The organism is Pedobacter lusitanus, assembly GCF_040026395.1.
Lineage (GTDB): Bacteria > Bacteroidota > Bacteroidia > Sphingobacteriales > Sphingobacteriaceae > Pedobacter > Pedobacter lusitanus.
In genome coordinates this window covers 5,934,408-5,958,871 of sequence record NZ_CP157278.1, presented here as the reverse complement: position 1 = coordinate 5,958,871, position 24,464 = coordinate 5,934,408, and the positions used below count along the sequence as shown (strand labels likewise).

At 42.0% G+C, this 24,464-nt stretch carries 1 protein-coding gene; it reads right to left on the bottom strand.

The window, feature by feature from the left end; all coding sequences use genetic code 11:
* Window positions 1-8: 8 nt before the first annotated feature.
* A complete protein-coding gene (locus PL_RS25585) occupies window positions 9-23,519 on the bottom strand; it encodes a non-ribosomal peptide synthase/polyketide synthase (RefSeq protein ID WP_041880560.1) in 23,511 nt (7,836 codons plus the stop codon).
* Between the last annotated feature and the right edge of the window lie 945 nt (window positions 23,520-24,464).

The following is a 24,464-nucleotide window of genomic DNA, read 5'->3' as shown; positions in this document are numbered from 1 at the left end:
AATAAATTTTAAAAACTAATGATATCCTCCAGATCTCCCTGATCGCTATTTAAAAATTTGTCCATCTGCTGATAACTCACTTCTCCTGATAATCCGTAATCAGAAGGTGTAAAGGACTGAGGCCCTCCTGCCTGCGCCACACAATGTGTAATCAGTTCTTTCAAACGAACCAGGTACATCACTGCCAGTGACTCTATGGTAGCGCTTTCAAAATGCCAGGTACTATAGTTCCAGGTCAGTGATAACTGTCCGCTCTGCACCATTCCGTTTACCGAAAGCCATTCCCGCATTGGATAACTACTGTTGATCTCCGTACCGGCAGACTCATCTGCATAAGTAAACAGCCCTTCTTCACTGGTAATGTTATCAAATTGCCCCAGGTAGTTAAATACAATATTCCATGGTGTGGCATCCTGAAGTGACGGCTCTCTGTTGATATATTTCAACACACCATAACCAAGACCTTTATCAGGAACCTGACGCAGCTGTTCTTTTATACTTTTGATCGTATTTCCATTGTCACTATCTTCATCTGTAGTCAGCAATACCGGGTAAAGATTAGTGAACCATCCTACTGTACGGCTGGTATCAATATCAATTCCCAGTTCTTCCCTTCCATGTCCTTCCAGTCCGACAACCAGTCGTTTTTCACCACTCCATCCGTTTATAGTCAGGGCCAGCGCTGCCAGCAGCAGATCATTTATTCCGGTATTATAAGCAGCTGAAGCTTCCTGTAATAATTGTTGGGTGAATTGGGTGTCAAGCTGAATAGAGAATGATCCTGCATCTTTAATGGTAACTATACTTTCAGGGGTTTTATCCGTTGGCAGATAAGTTGCTGAACGGACTACCTCTTTCCAGTAAGGCAGCTGTGATAACAGTCCCGAAGATTTTCCGTATTGCGCAAGCTGATTGTACCACTGTCTGTAAGAACTGCTTTTCTCGCCAAGACTGATGGTTTCTTTTTTCAGCGCTGCTTCAAATAACCGCTCCATATCTTCCAGTAAAACACGCCATGATACACCGTCCACTGCAAGGTGATGAATTACAAACAACAGTCGGTTATGCGTCAGCTGTTCAGGAGTTTCCATCCAGACTAACTGTATCAGCGGACCGTTGGTAATATGCAGTGCAGCCTGATGGTATTCACAGCTTCTGGTGATGGCTGCTTCAATAGCCGACGGTGTAACCTCGGTTAAATCCCTATGTATTAATGTAGGATATTGATCACTATAAGTTTGCGTCCATACGGTATCGTTCTTTTGATAAGAGAATCTCAGTACATCATGCTGTTCCTGCAACTGCTGTAATACGCCTGATAACAAGTCTTTATCAATACGTTTATCCAGATTCAGTAAAACGCTCTGATTGAAATGATTGATAGCATTTTCTTTAATCAGCTGTTCTTCAAAGAACCATTGCTGAATAGGAAGCAGACCAGCTTCGCCTTCCAGCTGCCCCTGCTCTCCTTTAACCAGTCCAGCGGTATTTTTGCGGGTGACAGCAACTGCTGCCAGCTGTGCAATGGTCTGATGCATAAATACATCTTTAGGCTTCAGGTTACAACCTATCCATTTAGCACGGCTTACTACCTGTATGGTAATAATCGAATCGCCTCCCAGTCTGAAGAAATTATCATGTATACCTACTTTATTTACACCCAGTAATTCCTGCCAGATTCCGGCCAGACCGGCTTCCGTTTCGTTACGTGGTGCAACATATGATGCTGCATCTGTATCATCTTCTGCAACAGGCTGAGGTAATGCTTTACGGTTTACCTTGCCATTGGCAGTAAGCGGGATAGCTGATAACTCTACCCATAAAGCTGGCACCATGTAAACAGGGAGACGCTGTCTCAGATATTCTTCCAGCAGTTCTCTGCTGAATGTACCTGATGAAACGATATAAGCTACCAGACGTTTATTTCCATGGTCGTCAGGACTCACTATAACCACCGCCTGGTTAACCAGTTCATTTTGCAGCAATACGCTTTCTATTTCTCCAAGCTCGATGCGGTATCCCCTGATTTTAACCTGCTCATCTGTTCTGCCCAGGTATTCAATATTTCCGTCAGCAAGCCATCTTACCAAATCTCCGGTACGATATATTCTTTCTCCCGGAATAAACGGGTGTGCAATAAATTTCTCTGCAGTCAGCTCCGGTAAGTTCAGATAACCTCTTGCCAGCTGTGTTCCGCTGACACATAATTCTCCGGCTGTTCCAATCGAAACAGGTGATAAATTCGCGTCCAGAATATAGGCCCTGGTATTGGATATTGGCTTACCAATAAATGGCAGTGTATCATGATTAGCTGCTGACAGGCTGTAGCAGGTAGCCACTACTGTATTTTCAGTAGGTCCGTAATTGTTAACCAGTGTATAAGATAACTCACTTACATCTACCGGTGGCAAACGATCACCTCCGGTAAGCAGATACTGAAGTTCACTGTTCTGCTGCTGTAAGGCATCAACAATCTCTTTAACCAGACCTGTTGCCACGAAACTATGGGTAATACCGGCCGAAATGTAACGTTTGATAACCTCTTCAGGAGAAAGCCTCATTTCGTCATCCAGCATCACTATAGTACTGCCGGCACACAGATAAGGCCATATTTCCCATCCAAAAGCATCAAATCCTATACTGGCCATTGCCGTAGATTTACTTTCTGCATTAACCTGGTAAACCCCGGCATGCCAGTTAACCAGATTCACAACACTATGATGTTCAACCATTACTCCTTTAGGACGACCTGTTGAACCGGAGGTATAAATTACATAAGCAAGCTGGTTTGGAAGAATATCCCCGTCAGACAAGGGCTCTGTGTTACTCCATACCAAAGCATTCAGTGCATCGATACAAACCAGTTCTGCATTTTCATCCGCACTGCGACATAAATCAGCATACTTTTTATTGGTCACAACCAGTTGGCTGTTACAATCTGAAAGCATGTAGGCAATACGATCCTGAGGATAACCGGCATCAACCGGTACATAGGCAGCTCCTGCTTTTAAGATACCGAGAATACCAATGATCAGCTCTATACTTCTGTCCATACAAACCGGGATCAGCATTTCTGCATCAGCCCCTCTGCTGCTCAGGTAATGAGCCAGCTGATCAGATTTGCTGTTCAGTTCACCATAAGTAAGTACTGTATCTTCTACTACCAGTGCAGTAGCGTCAGGATTTTTCAATGCCTGCGCTTTGAATAACGACACCAGTGTCATCTCTTTTTCAACCGGGTAATTAACCGGTGCAAGCGCAAATTCTGTTAATATTTTTTGTTCTTCTGCTGCTGTCAGGAAATTAATGTTGCTGATCTGCTGTTTAGGCTGCTGCAGAATAGCCTGCAATAATTGCTGATAATGTCCTGCCATACGGGCGATAGTATCACTGCTGAATAAATCAGTACAGTATTCCACGCTCAATGCCAGACCATTTTCACTTTCTTTCAGAACGAACGTCAGATCAAATTTTGAAGAGGTATGCGCTGTTTCTTCAGCAGACAGGATCATATCTCCCAATTTAACTTCACCTTCTTCCGGCGTGTTCTGCAAAACAAACATGACCTGGAATAACGGCGTCCTGCCCATATCCCTGTTTTCCACAACAGCATCCACCACTTTTTCAAAAGGGGTGTCCTGGAATGTATATCCCTGTAAAAGAGTTTCTTTTACCTGTTTCAACAGCTCACTGAAAGCAGGTTCCCCACTTAAATCAGTACGGATAGCCAGCGTATTGATAAAGAATCCGATCAGGCTTTCTACTTCTTCCTGTTTTCTTCCGGCAACCGGTATACCTACACAAATGTCATCCTGACCGCTATATCTGTAAAGTAATACTTTAAAGGCTGCCAGTAAAGTCATAAACAATGTGCTGCCATGCTGCTGGCTGAACAATTGTAATTGTTTGCTGAGTTCGGCATCCAGATTAAAATCGGCCATTGCTCCGTTAGTGCTCTGTACTGCTGGTCTGGTATAATCCACAGGCAGATCCAGTACGGTGGTATCGGCCAGTTGTTTCTCCCAGTACTCCAGTTGTTTAGTCAGTACAGCTCCCTGTAAATAGTTACGCTGCCACATCGCATAATCCGCATACTGTAAAGGCATCAGCGGTAATTCAGGCTTGCGTTTTTCAACATGTGCATTATACAATGCAGTGATTTCATTAACCAGGATACCTTCAGACCATCCGTCAGATGCGATATGATGGGTGACCAGTACCAGTAAATGTGCTGTTTCGCTTAAAGTAATCAGCCCTGCTCTGAGCATATGATCTGCTGACAGATCAAAAGGCATTTGTATAAATGAATTCACAGCTGATGTTATATCATCTGATTCCACTTCTATAGCAGACAATTGCCACTGATCCTGCTTCAGAATTTCCTGATAAGCACTGTTGTCTTCTTCAGACCAGTGTATCACACTTCTTAATACTTCATGACGGTTAACAACTTCCTGAATAGCATATTGCAGACTTTCCTGGTTGAGTTCACCCTGTAATTTCAATACACCAGGGATATGATAATGTACGCTACCTTCCAGTTTGTCTATAAACCATAAACGTTCCTGACTGAATGAAAGTGGAATACGTAGCGGACGTTCCTGTGCTGTTACCGGTGGAAGCAGATTTACATGATGCTGCGACTGCAGAAAATCAGCCTGACCGGCTATAGTCGGATACACAAATATATCTTTTACAACAAGTTCGGCTTTCAGTCTGCTGCGGATAAGAGCCAGCAATCTGATCGCAAGCAGTGAATGACCGCCACGTTCAAAGAAATTATCATTTATACCAACCCCGGTTGTATCTAATAGTTCTTCCCAAATACTAACCAGGATCTGTTCTGTTTCATTACGTGGAGCAACATATAAATTATTGACCAGTAATGAAGCTGATGGATCAGGCAATAGTTTTCTGTCTACTTTTCCATTGGCTGTTAATGGTAAAGCTTCCAGTTCTACCAGTACCGGCACCATATATTCAGGTAGTTTCTGCAGCAGATAATGACGAACAGCATCTTTATCAATTTCCTGATTACCTGTAATATAACCGATCAGATTACCTGCTCTGGCTATGACAACTGAAGCAACTACCTGTTCATGCTGCTGCAGTACTTTTTCGATTTCTCCAAGTTCTATACGATAACCGCGGATTTTTACCTGGTCATCAATACGTCCAAGATATTCTACATTTCCGTCTGCCAGCCAGCGTCCAAGATCTCCTGTTTTGTACATTCTTTCTCCACTGCGCGGATCTGCAACAAATTTTTCTGCGGTAAGCTCAGGACGGTTCAGGTATCCGCGGGATACACCAATTCCGGATACACATACCTCTCCCGGTATACCAATTGCACATAACTGACCAGCTTTATCAACTATGGTAATCAGCAGGTTCTGTACTGGTTTACCCAGTGGTACACTATTACCGGCCGGTGTTTCATGCATAACACAATGGGTGATATCATCTGATGCTTCGGTTGGTCCGTAGGCGTTAACCACAGGAATATTACCATAAGCCGGATGACTGAACCATTGCTCCAGCAAAGGCTGATTCACTGCTTCACCGGTTACCAGTAAATATTGCAGATCATCCAGTTTTACATCAGCTTCTTCCTGCAATAATGCTCTCAGATAAGAAGGAACCAGCTCCAGAATGGTGATTTTATCGGCTGCCACCTGTTCAATAAATGATACGGGCTGTAAAATCAGCACGTCATCATAAATAACTGTTCTACCGCCACATAAAAGTGCAGCAAACATCTGCCATACAGAAATGTCAAATGTATAGGATGCGGTATAAGCCAGAATCGTATCTGCATTTAACTGCAGGTCATTCACCTTGGCAAATAAGTGGTTCAGCATTCCGGCATGTTCTACCAGTACTCCTTTTGGTGTACCTGTCGAACCGGAAGTATAAATTACATATGATAAATCCTTTGGTTCTGCAATTACTGCGGGAGAACCGGCAGGATATTGTTTGAACTGTTCTTTTTCATTATCCATCAGGATAATTACAGCTGCTGTTTCTGGTAGTACATTACGTACTGTACTGCTTGTGATAACAATATTAGCTTTAGCATCTTCCAGCAGATAGCTGATACGATGCGACGGATAATTTGTATCAACCGGTATATAAGCTGCACCTGCTTTCATAACCCCCAGTATGGCAACGATCATCTCTAAGGAGCGTCCTATACATACAGGTATCATCGTATCCGGTGTAACTCCCAGCGTCAGCAGATAATGAGCCAGCTGATTAGCCTGTTCATTCAGCGCTGTGTAGGTTAAACTATTATTTTCATAAACCAGTGCAATTGCCTCAGGTGTTGCTGCTACCTGTTTTTCAAACAGACCAACAAAAGTTTCTTCCTGCGGATAAGCCACCAGCGGCCCCTGTCCAATTTGCAGTAAGTTGTGTTCTTCTTCCTGCGTAAGCATTTCAAGAACTCCAATATCCTGTAAAGGCGCATTAACAATCGCTCTTAAAAGCTGTTTATAATGTCTGCCCATACCAGCAATGGTTTCTTCTGCAAAAAGATCTGTGCAATAATCTATGCTCAGCAGTAATTTACCTGCTTCTTCACCAATAGTGAAAGTAAGGTCAAACTGAGCTACTACATGTTCATTTTCTACAGCTGATATAATCACGTCATTGAAACCAGCACCTGTTGTTGCCAGTGTCTGCTGCATAACAAAGAGTACCTGGAACAACGGACTTCGGCTCAGGTCCCTGGTTTTTACCAGTGCCTCGACAATTTTTTCAAAAGGCATATCCTGATGCTCATATCCGTCAAGCAATGTTGTTTTAACACGCTGAAGCAGATCACTGAATGAAGGAGCACCGCTCAAGTCTGTATTTATAGCCAGGGTATTCACAAAAAATCCTGCCAGATCTTCTACTTCCTGCTGTCTTCTGCCTGCTACCGGAGTACCGACACAGATATTCTCCTGACCACTATAGCGATGCAGTAATACCTGGAAAGCAGCAAATAAAGTCATGAACAAGGTGGCATCCTGCTGACCACAAAGCTGGTGCAGTCCGGCAGTTAAGGCATCTTCGATTTCAAAACGCAGTACCGCTCCCTTTGTACTTTGAATTGCCGGTCTTGGGTAATCAGTTGGAAGTTCCAGCGACTCCAGTCCGGCTAATTGTTTTTCCCAATACGCTTGTTGCTGCGCCAGTACAGCGCCGGTAAGATATTCTCTTTCCCAGATTGCATAGTCAGCATATTGTATAGACAGTGGTTGTAAACCTGCTTCCTGCTTAGTTGTATAAGCGTTGTAAAGTGCAGTAAGTTCATTGACAATAATAGAAACTGACCATCCGTCTGAAGAGATGTGATGCATTACCATTGCCAGTATAAATTCATCCTGCGACAAAGTGATCAGTGCTGCTCTCAGCATATGATCGGCTGCCAGGTTAAATGGACGATCTATAAAATCTACTATAGTTGCCTGTATATCTTCAGCTCCGGTTATTTCCTCCAGTTTCCATGAATCGGCTGGTAATACCTGCTGGTATACCTTCCCATCCTGTGGTGCCTGTAAAATTACGGTCCTTAACACTTCATGCCGATTAATCACCTGCTGTACAGCATAAGCAAGGGCATCTATATTTACCCGGCCCTGCATTTTCAGCACAGCTGGTATATGATAATGTGTACTGCCTTCAAGCTGATCGATAAACCACAGACGCTCCTGTCCGAATGACAGGGGTATATATTCCGGTTTAGGTTGTACAGTAATTGCCGGCAATAAAATCCTGTCTGATGTCTGAGCTGCATAGGCCGCCAGTGCAGCAATGGTTGCATGAACAAAAAGATCTTTCACCTGCATTTCTATCTGCAGTTCCCTGCGCATAGCGCCAAGCAACCTGATCGCCAGAATAGAATGTCCGCCCAGCTCAAAGAAGTTATCGTATACGCCGATGCGGGCTGCTGGTAATAACTGTTGCCAGATAGCTGCAATTTTTATTTCAGTTTCATTGCGCGGCGCTATATATACATTTTCAGCTAAACCTGTTGCCTCCGGATCTGGCAATTCATTTCTGTTGATTTTTCCATTGGCTGTAAGTGGCATATGTTCCAGTGTGATTAACAGCGGTATCATATACTCAGGCAGCTTAACCCTGATTTCTGCAGTTAATGACTCCCTGGTAAAATTATCTTCAGGAACCACATAAGCAACCAGACGTTTAATACCACTGGCATCAGTCTTAGCTAATACCACAGCCTGACTTACCATACCTGTATGTTGCAGCACACTCTCGATCTCACCCAGTTCAATACGGTACCCCCTGATTTTCACCTGTTCGTCTGTTCTGCCCAGGTATTCCAGATTTCCATCAGGTAACCAGTGAACTAAGTCTCCTGTGCGGTATAAGCGTTCTCCTTTTACAAAAGGATGTGGAATAAATGCTTTTGCAGTCTGTTCATCCAGGTTCAGATATCCCCTGGCCAGCTGTGACCCGCTGACACACAATTCTCCCGGTACTCCCAGTGGAGTCAGTGAGAAGAAAGTATCCGTAATATAAACACGTGAATTGGTTACCGGTTTACCAATTGATGGTAAAGCCTCTCCTTTTTCAGCCGTTAATGTATAATAGGTAGTAACTACCGTATTTTCAGTTGGTCCGTAATTGTTGACCAGTTTAAATGGTAAACCTCCTGCCTCTATTGCTGGTAAACGATCTCCTCCTGTCAGTAAATACTGAAGGGCAGTTTCACGGTTATGCAGCGCATGCAGAATATCTGTTACTAAACCTGTTGCAATAAAACTATGAGTGATGCTGGCAGAAATATAACATTTGGCCACCTCTTCCGGAGAAAGACGTTTATCGTCATCCAGAATAACCAGCGTACTTCCCGCACTCAGGTAAGGCCATACTTCCCATCCAAATGCATCAAATCCAATACTTGCCATCGTAGTCGAGCGGCTTTCTGCTGTCACCTGGTAAGTATCAATATGCCAGTTAACCAGATTCACCACTCCGCGATGTTCAACCATAACACCTTTTGGTCTGCCTGTAGAACCGGAAGTGTAAATTACATAAGCCAGCTGCTGCGGATTAACATCCGCCACCAGTACAGAAACCGGATAATCTGAGATCACCGCAGCTTCTTCGTCCAGGCAGACAACCCCTGTCTGTACATCCTCTCCCTGACATAAATGCGCATATTTTTTATGGGTAATAACCAGCTGACTCTGACAGTCATTCAGCATATAGGTGATACGTTCCAGCGGATAACCTGCATCTACAGGCACATAAGCAGCACCTGTTTTCAGGATAGCCAGCATCGTGATAATCAGCTCGGCACTACGATCCATACATACTGGTATCAGCATCTCTGCACCGGCACCTTTTCCTTTCAGGTAGTGCGCCAGCTGATTGGATTTTCTATCCAGATCTCTGTAAGTCAGTACCTCTTCATGGTCAAGTAAGGCTACAGCATCAGGATGGGCCAATGCTTGTCTGTGGAATAGGGAAACCAGTGTTTCATCAAGCTGATAGCTCTGCTCAACCCCACTGAATACTTCCAGTAACTGCTGCGATTCAGCAGCAGGTAAAATATTGCTTGCTATAACCGGTGCTGAATAATTATTCATGTACGCACTGATTACATTTTTGAAATATTCAAGCAGATTTGCCAGTGTTTTTCCTGATTTTAATTTTCTGCGTAAAGAATACTGTATAGAAAAGATATCTCCGGTTGTATTTACGGTACAATCCAGGTAAGTATTGGTCAGCTCATATTCTGCAATAGAGAGCTGTTCTTCAGCTGAGTCATCAATACTAACTCCTGTTACTCCTTCTTCAAGTTTGTTGTAAACATGGAAATTGATAAAGTTGAACAGAACATCAAAGAATGGATTATCGTGTGAAGACTGTTCTCCGGTAGCTTTTGTAATATCAAACAAACTGGTTCTGTCTCTTTCTTTCAGTGACAGCAATTTATCTTCAATGGCATTGAAATAGTCACTCCAGTTCAGGTCTTTATCAAGCTTAAATCTGAACGGATTGGTATTCAGGAAACATCCCAGTATCTGATCTGCATCTTCTACCAGTGGTCTGTTATTGGTAACCAGTCCAAGAGTAAGCTCGTTTTCGTAGGTCAGCAGACTCAATGAATACAGATATGCACCTAATGCCACACCTTTCACCGAAAGATTATCACGTTTAACCCGCTCTTTCAGCAAGGCAACAAACTTTGCATCGAACTGATAATTCAGTACATCAAATTCTTTTTCGGCTGAAAATATATCGAGACGTTTATAGTCTTCCAGCTCATTTTTCCAGAATACAATGTTTTTATCGTCTGATTTTGCGAGCTGGCTTTCAATAATAAAATCCTTATAGCTGCTTTTCAGTGTAGGCAATACCGGATGTTCAGGCTCACTGATCAGACGGCCGCATAACCCGAATAACTCAGTATTCAAAGAGGCCACACTCCAGCCGTCAAGGATAGCATGGTGAAACTGGAAGACCAGAATATTTTGATCTTTTTGCTGGAAGACAGAAGCTCTCCATAATGGAGCCTGTTCAGGAATGAAAGGAGTAGCTCTTTCTTCTTCCAAATATTGTTCTACTTCATCTTTGATTGCTCTTCCGGTCAATTCACGGATATCAAAAACTGGAATTACCGGTGTTACAGATTTATAGACTATCTGGATATCATTTCCATCTATATCCAGTTTGAAAGCAGTTCTTAAAATACTATGTTTGGCCGCCAGAAGTCCATAAGCCTTTTGTAGTATTGCTGCATCAAATTCAGCAGGGATATGACAGACAAACTGATCATGATACAGTGCATCTTTAGGATTAAACTGTGAAACATAAATCATTCCGCGCTCTATATCACTCATCGGATAGATGTCCTCTATAGCTGCTGAGTTTTCCAGCTGCGGCAACAGGTTATCTTTCAGCGCTGCAATTTCTGTAATAACTTGTCGATACAGCTCACTTTGCTGCCTGTTAACAGCTGATTTACTGTCTACAATGACTGCCAGCTGAATAATCGTTGCAGCTTTGTAAACCTCAAATACTTTTACTTCTTTATTAAATACACGGCTTACTTTACTTACAACTCTGATTATATTGATAGAATCTCCACCTAACTCAAAGAAATTATCATGTATACCTATTCTGTCCAGACCTAATAATTCCTGCCAGATAGCGACCAGTTTTTCTTCTGTTTCATTGCGTGGGGCTTCATATGCTGTATTGAGCATTTTGTCCAGCTCAGGTTCCGGTAAAGCTTTGCGGTTTACTTTTCCGTTAGAGGTTAATGGAATCTCTTCCATAACTACCCACAGGGATGGCACCATATAATCTGGTAACCTGGTATTCAGCCAGTTTTGTACGGCTTCTTTACTGAATTCCACTTCAGGAACTACGTAACCTACCAATTGTTTGTCTCCTGAATTACCGGTTCTGGCCAGTACCACACTATTGCTGACCAATCCGCTCTGTTGCAGACAGCTTTCAATTTCTCCGAGTTCTATACGGAAACCACGGATTTTAACCTGATCATCTATACGTCCCAGATATTCAATATTTCCATCCGGATACCAGCGTGCCAAATCGCCTGTGCGATATAATCTTTCACCGGCTTCAAACGGATTGGCAATAAATCTCTCCTTAGTCAGCTCTGCTCTGTTCAGATATCCCCTGGCCACACCAGCACCGCTGATATACATCTCTCCCGGAACACCTACTGGTACCGGATTCTGATTGGAATCAAGGATATAAGCACTTAAAGTTGGTATTGTTTTACCAATAATGCTGGCACTGCTGTTCAGATGTTCCTGATCAAGTTCCTGGTAAGTTACATGGACCGTAGTTTCTGTAATCCCATACATATTGATCAGACTGCTGTGCGGATAAGCCTCTTTCCATGGTTTCAGTTTTCCAGGGTTCAGTGCTTCTCCACCAAAAATCACATAACGTACAGCGATTGTATTTTTATACGATGTCAGATAATCCTGCAAAACATAAAATGAGGATGGAGTCTGGTTCAGTACAGTTACTTTCTCTTTGATCAGTAACTCTGCAAAAGCAGTTGTATCACGGCTAACCTGTTTGGGCACCATGACCATACGGCCGCCATAGAATAGCGCACCATACATTTCCCATACAGAGAAGTCAAAACAGAATGAGTGGAACATGGTCCATACATCGTTTTCATTAAAATCATATAATGGTGTTGCTGTTTCAAATAATCTGACCACATTTCTGTGTTCAATAAGCACACCTTTCGGCCGGCCCGTAGAACCGGAAGTATAAATTACATAAGCAAGGTTAGCTGCATTCAATTCAGCCTCTACTGGTGCAGAAGAATATTTACTGATCATCTCCCGGTCAGTATCCATTTCAACTTTGATGATATTGGCCAGGGATTTCAGTGCATCACTGTCCACGCTATTGGTGATCACAATTGCAGCTGCTGTATCTTCTACCATATACTGGATACGGTCTTCGGGATAACCCGGATCCATAGGTACATATACTCCACCCGCTTTCAGTACTCCCATAATGGCTACCATCATATCCAGCCCGTTACTCATACAAAGCGGCACCAGTGTCTCTGTTTTGACACCTATGCTCTTCAGATAATGTCCCAGCTGGTTCGCACGTTCATCCAGCTGTCTGTAGGTAAGCTGACTGTTTTCATAGGTAACTGCTACTGCATCTGGTGTTCTGACCACCTGTTCTTCAAAAAGTGATACTATAGTTTTTTCTTTAGGATAAGCAACCTCTGTACCCGTAAATGTTTGCAGCAGTGTCTGTTTTTCTGCTACAGTCAATAAAGGTAACACGCTGATTTGTTGTGCAGGTGTTGCAGTAACTGCCTGTAATAACTGTTCAAAGTGACCAGCCATTCTGCTGATAGTTTCAGGTCTGAACAGCTCGGTACAGTATTCAATATTTAGTAATAAGCCATTTTCGCGCTCTTCCATATTGAAAATCAGATCAAATTTCGCTGTACTCAGTTCCACTTCATCTTCAACCAGGGTTAATCCCGGCATATGCCAGCCACTGTGATCCGGTACGTTCTGTAAAACAAACATGACCTGGAATAATGGACTAACACTCATATCCCTGCTTTTTACTACGGTATCCACCACTTTTTCAAATGGTAGTTCCTGATGCTCATAGGCTTCAAGTAAGGTGTTTTTTACCTGTTGCAGTAAATCAGTAAAAGTGAGATTTTCATTGAGATTTGCACGTATAGCTATCGTATTGATAAAGAAACCAACCAGTTCTTCTACCTCCTGGCGGCTTCTGCCTGCTACCGGAGTACCAACACAAATATCCTCCTGTCCGGTATAACGGTATAATAATACCTGCAATACAGACATTAAGGTCATAAATAAGGTGGTACCTTGTTGCTGGCTCAGCTGGTTTAATGCTTTACTCAGTTCCGCATCTAAATTAAAGGTCAGCATGGCTCCTTTCGTGCTTTGTACTACCGGTCTGACAAAGTCAGTTGGTAATGCCAGCGGATCCAGACCGGATAACTGTTTTTTCCAGTAATTCTGCAGAGACTCCAGTACAGCTCCTTTCAGATACTGACGCTGCCAGATCGCATAGTCAGCATACTGTACTTCGGGCAGGATTAATGCTGATTGTGTATTTTCTATATATGAGGTATATAACGCAGAAAGTTCGCGCACAATAATACCTGATGACCATCCGTCCGAAGCAATATGATGTATAGATACAACCAGTATATGTTCTTGCTCACCTGCAGAAATTAATCCGGCACGCAGCATATGGTCTGCCGACAGGACAAAAGGCCTGTCAATAAACGTACTGATATCTTTGCGTAAATCAGCACTGGTGCTGATCTCTTCCAGCTGCCAGGTATCTGGTGAAAGAATATGCTGATATGGAATTCCTTCCTCTGCTCTGATCACCGTTCTCAGTGCCTCATGACGGTTAATAACCTGTTGCAGTGCAAAGCTTAATGCTTCCCGGTTTAATGTTCCGTTCAGTCTGAACACAGCAGGGATGTGATAATGTGTACTGCCCTCCAGCTGATCAATGAACCATAAACGTTCCTGACTATAAGACAAAGGAATAATAGCTGGTCTTACCTGAGCAAAAACTGCAGGAACTGAGTCAGCTGCTGTTTCCATCTGCCCGATAAAAGCTGCCAGTTCGTGTACAGTTGGTCGTACAAATACATCTTTCACGAGCAATTCAGTGCTCATTTCTTTTCTGATAGCAGCAATCAACCTGATTACCAGCAAAGAGTGTCCCCCACGTTCAAAGAAATTATCATATATACCAATCTGCGGTACTTCCAGCAAACGTTGCCAGATCTCTGCCAGTTGCTGTTCTCTGTGATCACGTGGAGCTACATATTCCTGTAGCATGGATGAAACCACATCAGGCAATGCTTTTTTATCAATTTTTCCATTGGCAGTTAACGGGAATTCTTCCATCATAAAAATCACCGGCACCATATATTCCGGTAATCTTTCTTTCAGGTATTCGGTCAGTTCATCTCTGTCTGCTCCTTCTTCAGGAACAACATAACCAACCAGTCTCTTAATATCACTTTCATCTGATTTGGCTACGACTACAGCCTGTGATACCAGTGGGTGATCCTGCAGAACACTCTCGATTTCTCCCAGTTCAATACGGAAACCACGGATTTTAACCTGATCATCCATACGTCCCAGATATTCCATATTACCATCTGGCAACCAGCGGCCCAAATCGCCTGTTTTATACATTCGCTCCCCGCTATGGAAAGGATTAGGTACAAATTTTTCAGCAGTCAGATCTGGACGTTTAAGATAACCCCTGGCTACACCAATCCCGGCCACACAAATTTCTCCTGGTATACCTACCGGACATTGCTGTCCTGCATTATCTAATACGTACAGTCTGAGATTCTGAATAGGAACCCCTACCGGAATATTTACAGCATCCGGTGTTTCATTCATAAAATAAAAACTCACATCATCAGATGCCTCAGTCGGACCATAGGCATTCACAACCTGTATGGATTTAAAATGAGGATGTGCAAACCACTGTGCCAGCAACTGACGGGTTACTGCCTCTCCGGTAACCAGCAGATATTGTATCGCATCCAGGGTAACTCCTGTATCTTCCTGCAAAACTGCTGTCAGATAAGATGGCACCAGCTGCAGCAGGGTAACCTGCTGTTCATCAACTGTTCTGATCAGTGCATCCGGACGCATAATCAGACTTTCGGGATAAATATTGGTGCAACCACCGCAAATAAGCGGGTTCACCATCTGCCATACGGATATATCGAAGGTATAAGGTGCAGTAAAAGCCATGATGGTTTTTTCGTTCATTGTGAACTCATCTACCATAGCCAGTAAGTGGTTCAGTAAACCTGCATGTTCAACAAGCACCCCTTTTGGTTTACCCGTAGATCCTGAAGTATAAAGTACGTAAGCCAGATCACCAGCAGCTGTAACTACCACCGGGGAATGTACCGGCTGACTATTTAATATTTCAAGATCATTACTTAATACAATAACAGTAGCATTACTGTCAGTTGGTAAGGATGTTTGACTGAGAGGATCTGTGATTACAACTTCAGCCTCACAATCCGCCATGATATAACTGATTCTGTCCTGCGGATATTTTGGGTCAACCGGAACATATGCTCCGCCTGCTTTCCATATACCAACCACAGCAACAATCATATCCAGCCCTCTGCTCATACAAATAGGCACCATGCTGTCTGGTTTTATGCCCAGTGTTCTCAGATAATGGGCCAGCTGATTCGCTCTTTCATCTACCTGAGCATAGGTTAATGCAGATTCTTCAAATCTTAACGCAAATGCCTCCGGTGTATTTTTCACCTGTGTTTCAAAGAAATGCACAAAACTCAGCTCCTGGTTATAGTTAACCACCGGACCATCAGTCAATAATTGCAATTCTTTTCCTTCCTGAGCAGATAATATATTCAGCGTTCCCATCCTTTGTTCAGGATTAGTTACGATAGCTTTTAACAGCTGTTCGAAATGACCAGCCATTTTTTCAATGGTTTTTCCATTAAATAAATCGGTACAGTATTCTATACCAAACAATAGCTCTTCGCCTTTAGGAATTACAGTAAAAACAAGATCAAACTTAGCCGTGGTTTCTTCCAGGTCAATTGTAGCTACGGCTAAATCGCCCAATGCAAAAGAAACATCTTCAGACGCATTCTGTAAAACTAACATGGCCTGGAATAACGGATGTCTGCTCAGATCTCTCGTGGTTGCAACAGCTTCCACAATCTTCTCAAACGGCATATCCTGATAGTCATATCCTTCCAGCAGCGTGTTTTTTACCTGCTGTAATAAATCTATAAACACAGGATTATCACTCAGATCACTTCTGACAGCCAGTGTATTTACAAAAAATCCAATCAGTGCTTCTTCTTCCTGCTGTTTTCTGCCTGCAAGAGGTGTACCTACACAAATATCGGTCTGACCACTGTAACGGTATAACAATACCTTAAAAGCAGTCAGCATTGTGATAAACAGCGTAGCTTCCTGTTCCTGAGTCAGCATATTGAGTCTGGCTGTAAGCTCACTGTCCAGTTTGAAACTTAACAGGGCACCGTTAGTGCGCTGAATAGCCGGTCTTGGAAAATCTGTTGGTAAATTCAGTGGTGATAAGCCTGATAATTTCTTTACCCAATATTCTTTTTGCTGTTTCAGCACATCACCGGTTACGTATGCTTTTTGCCAAAGGGCGAAATCTGCATATTGTACTGGCAATGGCAACAACTGATGTTCTGTGTTTGCTGTATAAGCTTTATATAATACCGATAATTCATTGGCAAGGATAGCCACAGACCAACCGTCTGAAGCGATATGATGCATCGTTACCAATAGGGTATATTCATTTTCCGTCACACCAAACAATGCGGCACGCAGCAAATAATCATTTGCCAGATCAAATGGCTGACTGGCAAGTGTACTGATTCCTTCAGCTGTCTCCACATCAGCCAGTTTCCAGCTGTCGGCTGTCATCACATACTGATAAGGAGCACCATCCAGTTCCCTGTAAACAGTTCTCAGGACTTCATGTCTGGTGATAATAGTCTGAAAGGCGAATTGTAATGCGTCACGGTTAACTGCTCCTTTAATATCCAGTACTGCAGAGATGTGATAATGCGTACTGCCCTCCAGACGGTCTATAAACCATAGACGTTCCTGGCTAAAAGATAAAGGAATATGGGCAGGTCTTTGCTGCACAGTAAGTGCAGGTAATAAAATGCTGGTTTCACGTTGCTGTATATGTACAGCTAATGATGCAATAGTACGATGAATAAATATATCTTTTACTGCCAGCTCTTTATGCAATTGTTTACGTATGGCTGCAATCAATCTGATAGCTAGCAGGGAATGTCCGCCCAGCTCAAAGAAATCATCATGTCCTCCTACTTTTTCCACGCCCAGCAGTTCTTCCCATATACCGGCAAGCAATTGTTCTGTCTGGTTAGCAGGTGCTACATACGCTTTTTTGCGCATTAACTCTCCTACCGGATCCGGCAGGGCTTTTCTATCTACTTTACCACTGGTTGTCAGCGGGAATGTCTCCAGCTCTACCAGCAATGGTATCATATAATCAGGAAGGATATCCTTCATATAAGTAAGCAGTTGCGCTCTGTCATAATGAGCAGCTGGTATAATATAACCTACCAGATATTTATTTCCTTCACCATTTACTCTGGCCATTACCACCGATTCGGTAACCAGGTTGCTTTGCTGCATTACAGCAGCAATTTCTCCCAATTCAATCCGGTAACCTCTGATTTTCACCTGGTCATCCGTTCTGCCAAGATATTCGATATTACCATCTGGCAGCCAGCGGGCTAAATCACCACTCCTGTACAGACTGGAATGCTTCATAAAAGGATCAGTAATAAATTTCTCCAGGGTCAGTTCTGGTCTGTTAAAATATCCTCTTGCAACCTGTACTCCTCCAATATGCAATTCTCCGGGCACCCCAACAGGAACAAGCTGTCCTGCTTCATCCAGGATATGTATAGATACATTGGCTATAGGTTTCCCGATAACCACTCTTCCTTTTTCTTTAACGGGATCATCAGATAAAGTAGCACAAACTGTATTCTCGGTCGGTCCGTAAGCATTAACAAGACGGATACCATAAGATTGTATCATACGTGCTGCCTCACTGTTCAGCGCTTCTCCGGCCGATACAATTGTTTTAATGGCAACAGGTATATTATCTTTAATTACATTCAGATATGACGGAGGCAGGGTAACCACCTCAACCTCATAATCATTCATAAATTTGCTGAATAAATCAGCAGATAAAATATCTTCCTTATCCGGAATGACCAGACATCCGCCACTCAAAAGCGTATTAAAAAGTTCATAACATGACGCATCGAATCCGAAAGATGCAAACTGCAATGTTCTCATAGCAGGCTCCAGACGTAATGCTGCTCTCTGACTCGCTGCCAGATTCACTACTCCACCATGCTCAACAAGAACACCTTTTGGAGTTCCTGTAGACCCTGAAGTATAAATCATATAGGCCAGGTGATGTGGTAATAGTGAAGTTTTGATTTTCGTATTCTTCTTATGCAGTCCTTTGATAGTCTTATAATCAAGTACTGTAATATCAGTTGAGGCTGATGAGATTTCCTGTAATGGTTCCAGGAATGCAGCGTTGGTCAGACACCAGTTACTGCCAATATCCTCCAGCATGAATTTAATTCTCTCCTGAGGATATTGTGTATCCACAGGTACATAAGCTCCGCCTGCTTTCAGAATACCCATTATTCCAATAATCATTTCAAGACCTCTGTCCAGATAGATGGGTACCAGTGAATCTTCTTTAACCCCTTTATCTCTCAGATAATGTCCGAGATGATTGGCCAGTTTATCCAGTTCAAGGTAAGTCAGTTTAGTATCCTTATACCATACTGCAACAGCATCCGGAGCAGCGGTAACTTTTTCCGAAAATATATCAAGAATCGTTCTGTTTCTGGCCAGTCTGTTAACCGGAGGATTAAACTGCAGCAGCAGCTGATCTTTATCTTCAGGAGTCAGCAGGGTAAGCTGAGCAATCTGTTGTGAAGGTGATGCGGCTATTGCTTCCAGTAACTGAACATAATGTCCAGCCATTCTGGCTATTGTATCTCTTTCAAAAAGGTCTGTGCAATATTCTATACTCAATGTTAGACCGTCTTTCTTTTCGGTAATAATGAAAGACAGATCATACTTGGCAATAGCATGTTCAACATTTTCTGTTTCCAGAGAAACCCCTTCTAACTGTAAACCAGATAAATCCAATGGATTCTGTAAAAGGAACATCACCTGAAATACCGGAGTTCTGCTGATATCCCAGTTTTCTCCCGAGACCTTCACGACTTCATCAAAAGGAAGATCCTGGTGCTCATAACCTTCAAGTAAGGTCTCTTTAATCTGCTGTAACAGTTCAGTGAAAGGAAGTGTACCGCTGATGTTACTACGTATAGCAAGCGTATTCACAAAAAATCCGATCATGTCTGCTACTTCCAGCTGTTTTCTTCCGGTCATTGGTGTACCTACACAGATATCTTCCTGACCGGTATAGCGATATAATAAAGTCTGGCATACCGACATCAGCGTCATAAACAGGGTAACCTGATGTTCCTTGTTAAAATGATAAAGTTTTTGCAGCAGATCTTCCGCTATCTCCAGTTCCAGGATACTTCCCTGTTTACTTTGAACAGGAGGTCTGGTATAATCTGTAGCCAGATTCAGTGGTTCTATTCCAGAAAGTTGCTTTTTCCAGTAAGCCTGTTGTGACTGAAGAACAGCTCCAGTCATATAATTCCGCTGCCAGATCGCATAATCCGCATATTGTATCGGGAGTACCGGCAATGATGTCTGCTGCTGTCCTGCATAGTTATTATACAATACAGATAACTCACTGATGATTACCGGAGCAGACCATCCGTCAGCAGCAATATGATGAATAACAATGGCCAGTATATAGTCATCTCCACTGCAATGAACAACACTTGCGCGTAACATAAAATCAGCGGAAAGATCAAATGGACGATAAATAAAGGCAGTGATGGCATCCTGCAGATTTCCATCAGTCTTAATTTCTTCAGTCTGCCAGTTATCTGCAGACAGAATTTGCTGATATCCAACTCCATCCTGCTGACCAATTACAGTCCTCAGGATCTCATGACGGCTCACAATATCTTTCAGGGCAAGTTTTAAAGCTTCGCTGTTGACTTTCCCTTTCAGTTTCAGGATCAGTGGAATATGATAATGACTGCTTCCTTCAAGCTGATCGATAAACCAAAGTCCTTCCTGACTGAAAGATAATGGCATTCCGTCAGTTCTTGGTTGCGGAACAATACTTAATGATGAACCTTTTTCCTGTTGCTCAATATAACCTGCCAGTGTAGCAACCGTTGGATAAAGGAATAGTTTCTTTACTGTTAAATCAACCTGCAGATCTTTTGTTATAGATGCAATCAAACGCATTGCCAGCAATGAATGCCCACCCAGTTCAAAGAAGTTATCATAAATACCAACTTGTGCTACCTGTAATAAATGTTGCCATTGTGTAGCCAGAATATCTTCTGTTTGATTACGGGGAGCAATATATTCATGTGCAACTGCAATCTCAGCAGTCACATCAGGCAGTGCTTTCTTATCTATTTTACCGTTTGAACTCAGTGGTAAAGCATCCAGCTCTACAATTGCCGGTATCATATAAGCCGGCAGTTTTTCCTTCAGATAACTGATGACAGTTTCCCTACTATAATTTTCAGCAGGCACGACATAACCCAGCAAACGTTTGCTACCTGCAGCATCCTCTTTTGCTACTACCACAGCCTGGTTCACCAATCCTGATTGCTGTAAAGCATGATCAATTTCTCCAAGTTCAATACGGTACCCCCTGATCTTAACCTGGTCATCAATTCGTCCAAGATATTCAACAGAGCCATCAGGCAGCCAGCGTCCCAAATCACCGGTACGGTACATCCGGCCAGTTGAATCTGCACTGAAAGGATCTTTAATAAACTTTTCGCTGGTCAGTTCAGGTCTGCCAAGATATCCTCTTGAAACACCAATCCCCGATACGCAGATTTCACCTGGTACACCAAGCGGACACAACTGCATGGTTTCATCAACGATATAAATATTCAGATTTCTGACAGGTTTACCCAGCGGCACATTAATATTAAGCGGCGTATCATACATAATATGATGCGTAATATCATCCGAGGCTTCTGTAGGACCATAGGCATTGACTACCGGAATAGTACTGTAATAATGATGATTAAACCATTGCTTAAGCACGTGTTGCGTTACTGCCTCTCCGGTTACCATCAGATAGCGCAGTTTTTCAAGTGGAATATCCATATCCTCCTGCAACACTGCACCAAGATAAGAAGGCACCAGTTCGAGTATAGTTATCTGATCATGAGCTACTGCACTGATCAGTGCTGACGGTTTATAAATCAGTTCATCTGTATAAATAACTGTACGGCCACCACATAAAATCGCAGCAAACATCTGCCATACAGAAATATCAAAGGTATAGGATGCAGTAAAGGCCAGTATAGTATCCGCATCCATTTGCAGATCTTCAATTTTTGCAAATAAGTGATTGAGCATACCACCGTGCTCCACCATAACCCCTTTGGGCTTTCCGGTAGATCCGGAAGTATAAATCACATAACACAAATCGTTGTATACCGGTATATCTGCCGGTTTATCAGCAGACTGTCCGGAAAATATTGCAGAACCTTCCTCTATAGTAATGGTTTTAACATTACCAGGGATCTGTCCTTTGGTTTCATTACTGCAGATCACAATTTCTGCAGCCGTGTCTTCCAATATATAACTTATTCTTTCTGCCGGATAAGAGGTATCTATCGGAACATAAGCAGCTCCCGCCTTCATAATACCTATTATCGCTACCAGCATATCGATAGAACGTTCTATACACAAAGGAATAATCGTATCTTTCTTTACACCAAGACTATACAGGTAGTTTGACAGTTGATTGGAACGCTGTTCCAGTTGTTTATAAGTCAACAATGTTCCTTCCAGCTCTACAGCTATGGCATCCGGCGTACGGGCAGCCTGCTCATCAATCAGCACAGTCAGCATTTTCGGGTCTTTCTGGAAAGAAGAGTCTGCAGAATAACTTAATTTCTTAAGCAAAGTCTTTTCTTCGTCCGGCATTATACTGATCTCAGCCACATCGCTATCCAGCATATGATCAAACTGATTTAACATAAAAAGAATACGCTCAGTTAATAAGGCAATCTCTTTTTTGTCAAAATACTGAACCTGGAAATCTATTCTCAGTTGTAATGGCTGCTGTTTTCCATAGTCATACCAGAACATTTCCATTGGAAAAGGTAAATGACCACTCGGAATATTATTTAACAGACCGCTAAGGTTATCTCCAAAATCCAGCTGAAAATCTACAGGAGCATAATTCACTACAATTTCAATCAATGCATCTTCAACTGCATTGATTTTAAAATGGCGGCTAAGATCTCCAATCAGATAGTTCTGATAACGGTAATCTTCCCGTTGTGAAACAGCAATCGTTTTTAAAAGATCTATAACTTTTGTTCCCTCAGCACAGTTTCCTAAAAATGGTATTACACCAGTAAACATTCCGGGAATAGTCCGAAGTTGTTTCGTCCTTCTTCTGTGCAGTGGTATACCAAAAACAAATTCAGACTGATGTTGTATTCTGCTAAAATAAATCATCAGCGCTGCAAGAGTCAGCTGCTGAATAGTAGCATTGGTTTTTGTTTGCAGAGCTTCCAGTACAGCTCTCTCCTTTTCGCCAAACTCCATGACAAAAGTGTCGCACTTTGTGTTCCATTTATCTTCTGTAAGATATCTGCTGCTTAATACCTGAGACGGTCTGTTTTCCAGTTTCTTTTTCCAGTAATCTCCTTCTGCGGTATATTCCTCGGAACTGTAATAAGAAGAAGCCCTTGCTGCTTCTTCGATGTAGGAAGGGTATTTAAAAACGACATCTTCACCGGTTACCAGTGCTTTATATTTTTTTGCAATATACTGATGCAGTCCTGAAGCACCATAACCATCTGTAATCAGGTGGTGCAGTTTGAAATAGTACCAATGCTCATCAGCTTCAACTCTGATCAGGTATTGCTCCGTAAGAATATTTTCTTTTTTAATTTCAAATGGTGTAGCCAGACGGTCTTTTATCCACTGCTCAATTTCCGCTCTCTTTTCTTTACCCTCTTTAAAAGAAAGCTCTGGCAATTCAAACTTAACATAAGTATCATCCACATAAATAGCAGGAACGGGATCACTGAGATCAAATCTCATTTTCAGCGCGTCAAAAACTTCTAATGCAGAATTAACAGCGATGATAAACTTTTCTTTATCAAGCGAGCCTGTTAATTTAATGTATCCTCCCATATTATAATATGGAGCTTCATTATTGATCAATTGATCTATATACACATCTTGTTGTGCAGGGTGTAGCGGAAAAGTATGCAGTGACATATTTATTTTTTAATATTTGGTAAATCTGTAAAGGAAATTAATCCCCCCCATGTTAGAATTATTCAAATACAGGAGAGCGATATTTAGGGTTGGGTCATAGACAAAATTGCTGTTCAGATATGCATAAACCATCCGTAATAGCAGGTAGGGTTGCGTTTAATTCATCTTTAGCAAATGCCGGAGGTAAATCCAGTTCTTCAATTGTAATTCTTGTTTTCATAGTATGCTTAAATTATCACTAATGTTTTAATAGATTGCCCCAAAGTAAATAGCTTACATTAATTAATTAACAACTATTGGTTAATATTAATATTAAATAATATGAACTTATTGTTAAAAATCCAGGAAATTATGCAGCTTAAACTTTGAAGAAGAGAGGTCATTATTTTTATTTTATTTGCTCAGGAGAGCTTCACGAAACAGGATGAGAATAATTTTATTTTTTCAGAGAATTGACCCGAAGGTTCTGAAGAACAGCTAACCAATCAACTGATATGCTTTAAGTTGAGGATTAATCAGTTTTAGAATTGTACAACAACAATAGGAATTCAGGCTGGTTTTGTATTCCCAAATCCAGGCTCTGGCTTCCTGAATGGGTATAGCTTCAATTTTAACATCAGCTATAAACTGATCTTTCGCACACGCTATGTAACATAAGCTGACACATGAAGTAATGAATATCATAAACAAATCCACAAGAAGTAATAGTTTTCCCATAAAAACACTGTAGTAATCTACAAGTATAATTTTTTAAAACTAAAATCATTTTTTTATTACGTGAATCGACATATTATCGTGGTTAATATTAAATTATTGGTTTATGATGTCTAAAATGGATTTTGACGAAATAATTAACAATAGTTAATAATTCTATCATTTACAATTTGCAAATTCTGTAAGCTATACCCACATCACGCAAATTCAGCATTCCGTGATTTTACGGTA

Coding starts and splice junctions, on each gene's coding strand:
- PL_RS25585 (WP_041880560.1), bottom strand. CDS start 23,519: ATGTCACTGCATACTTTTCCGCTACACCCTGCACAACAAGATGTGTAT.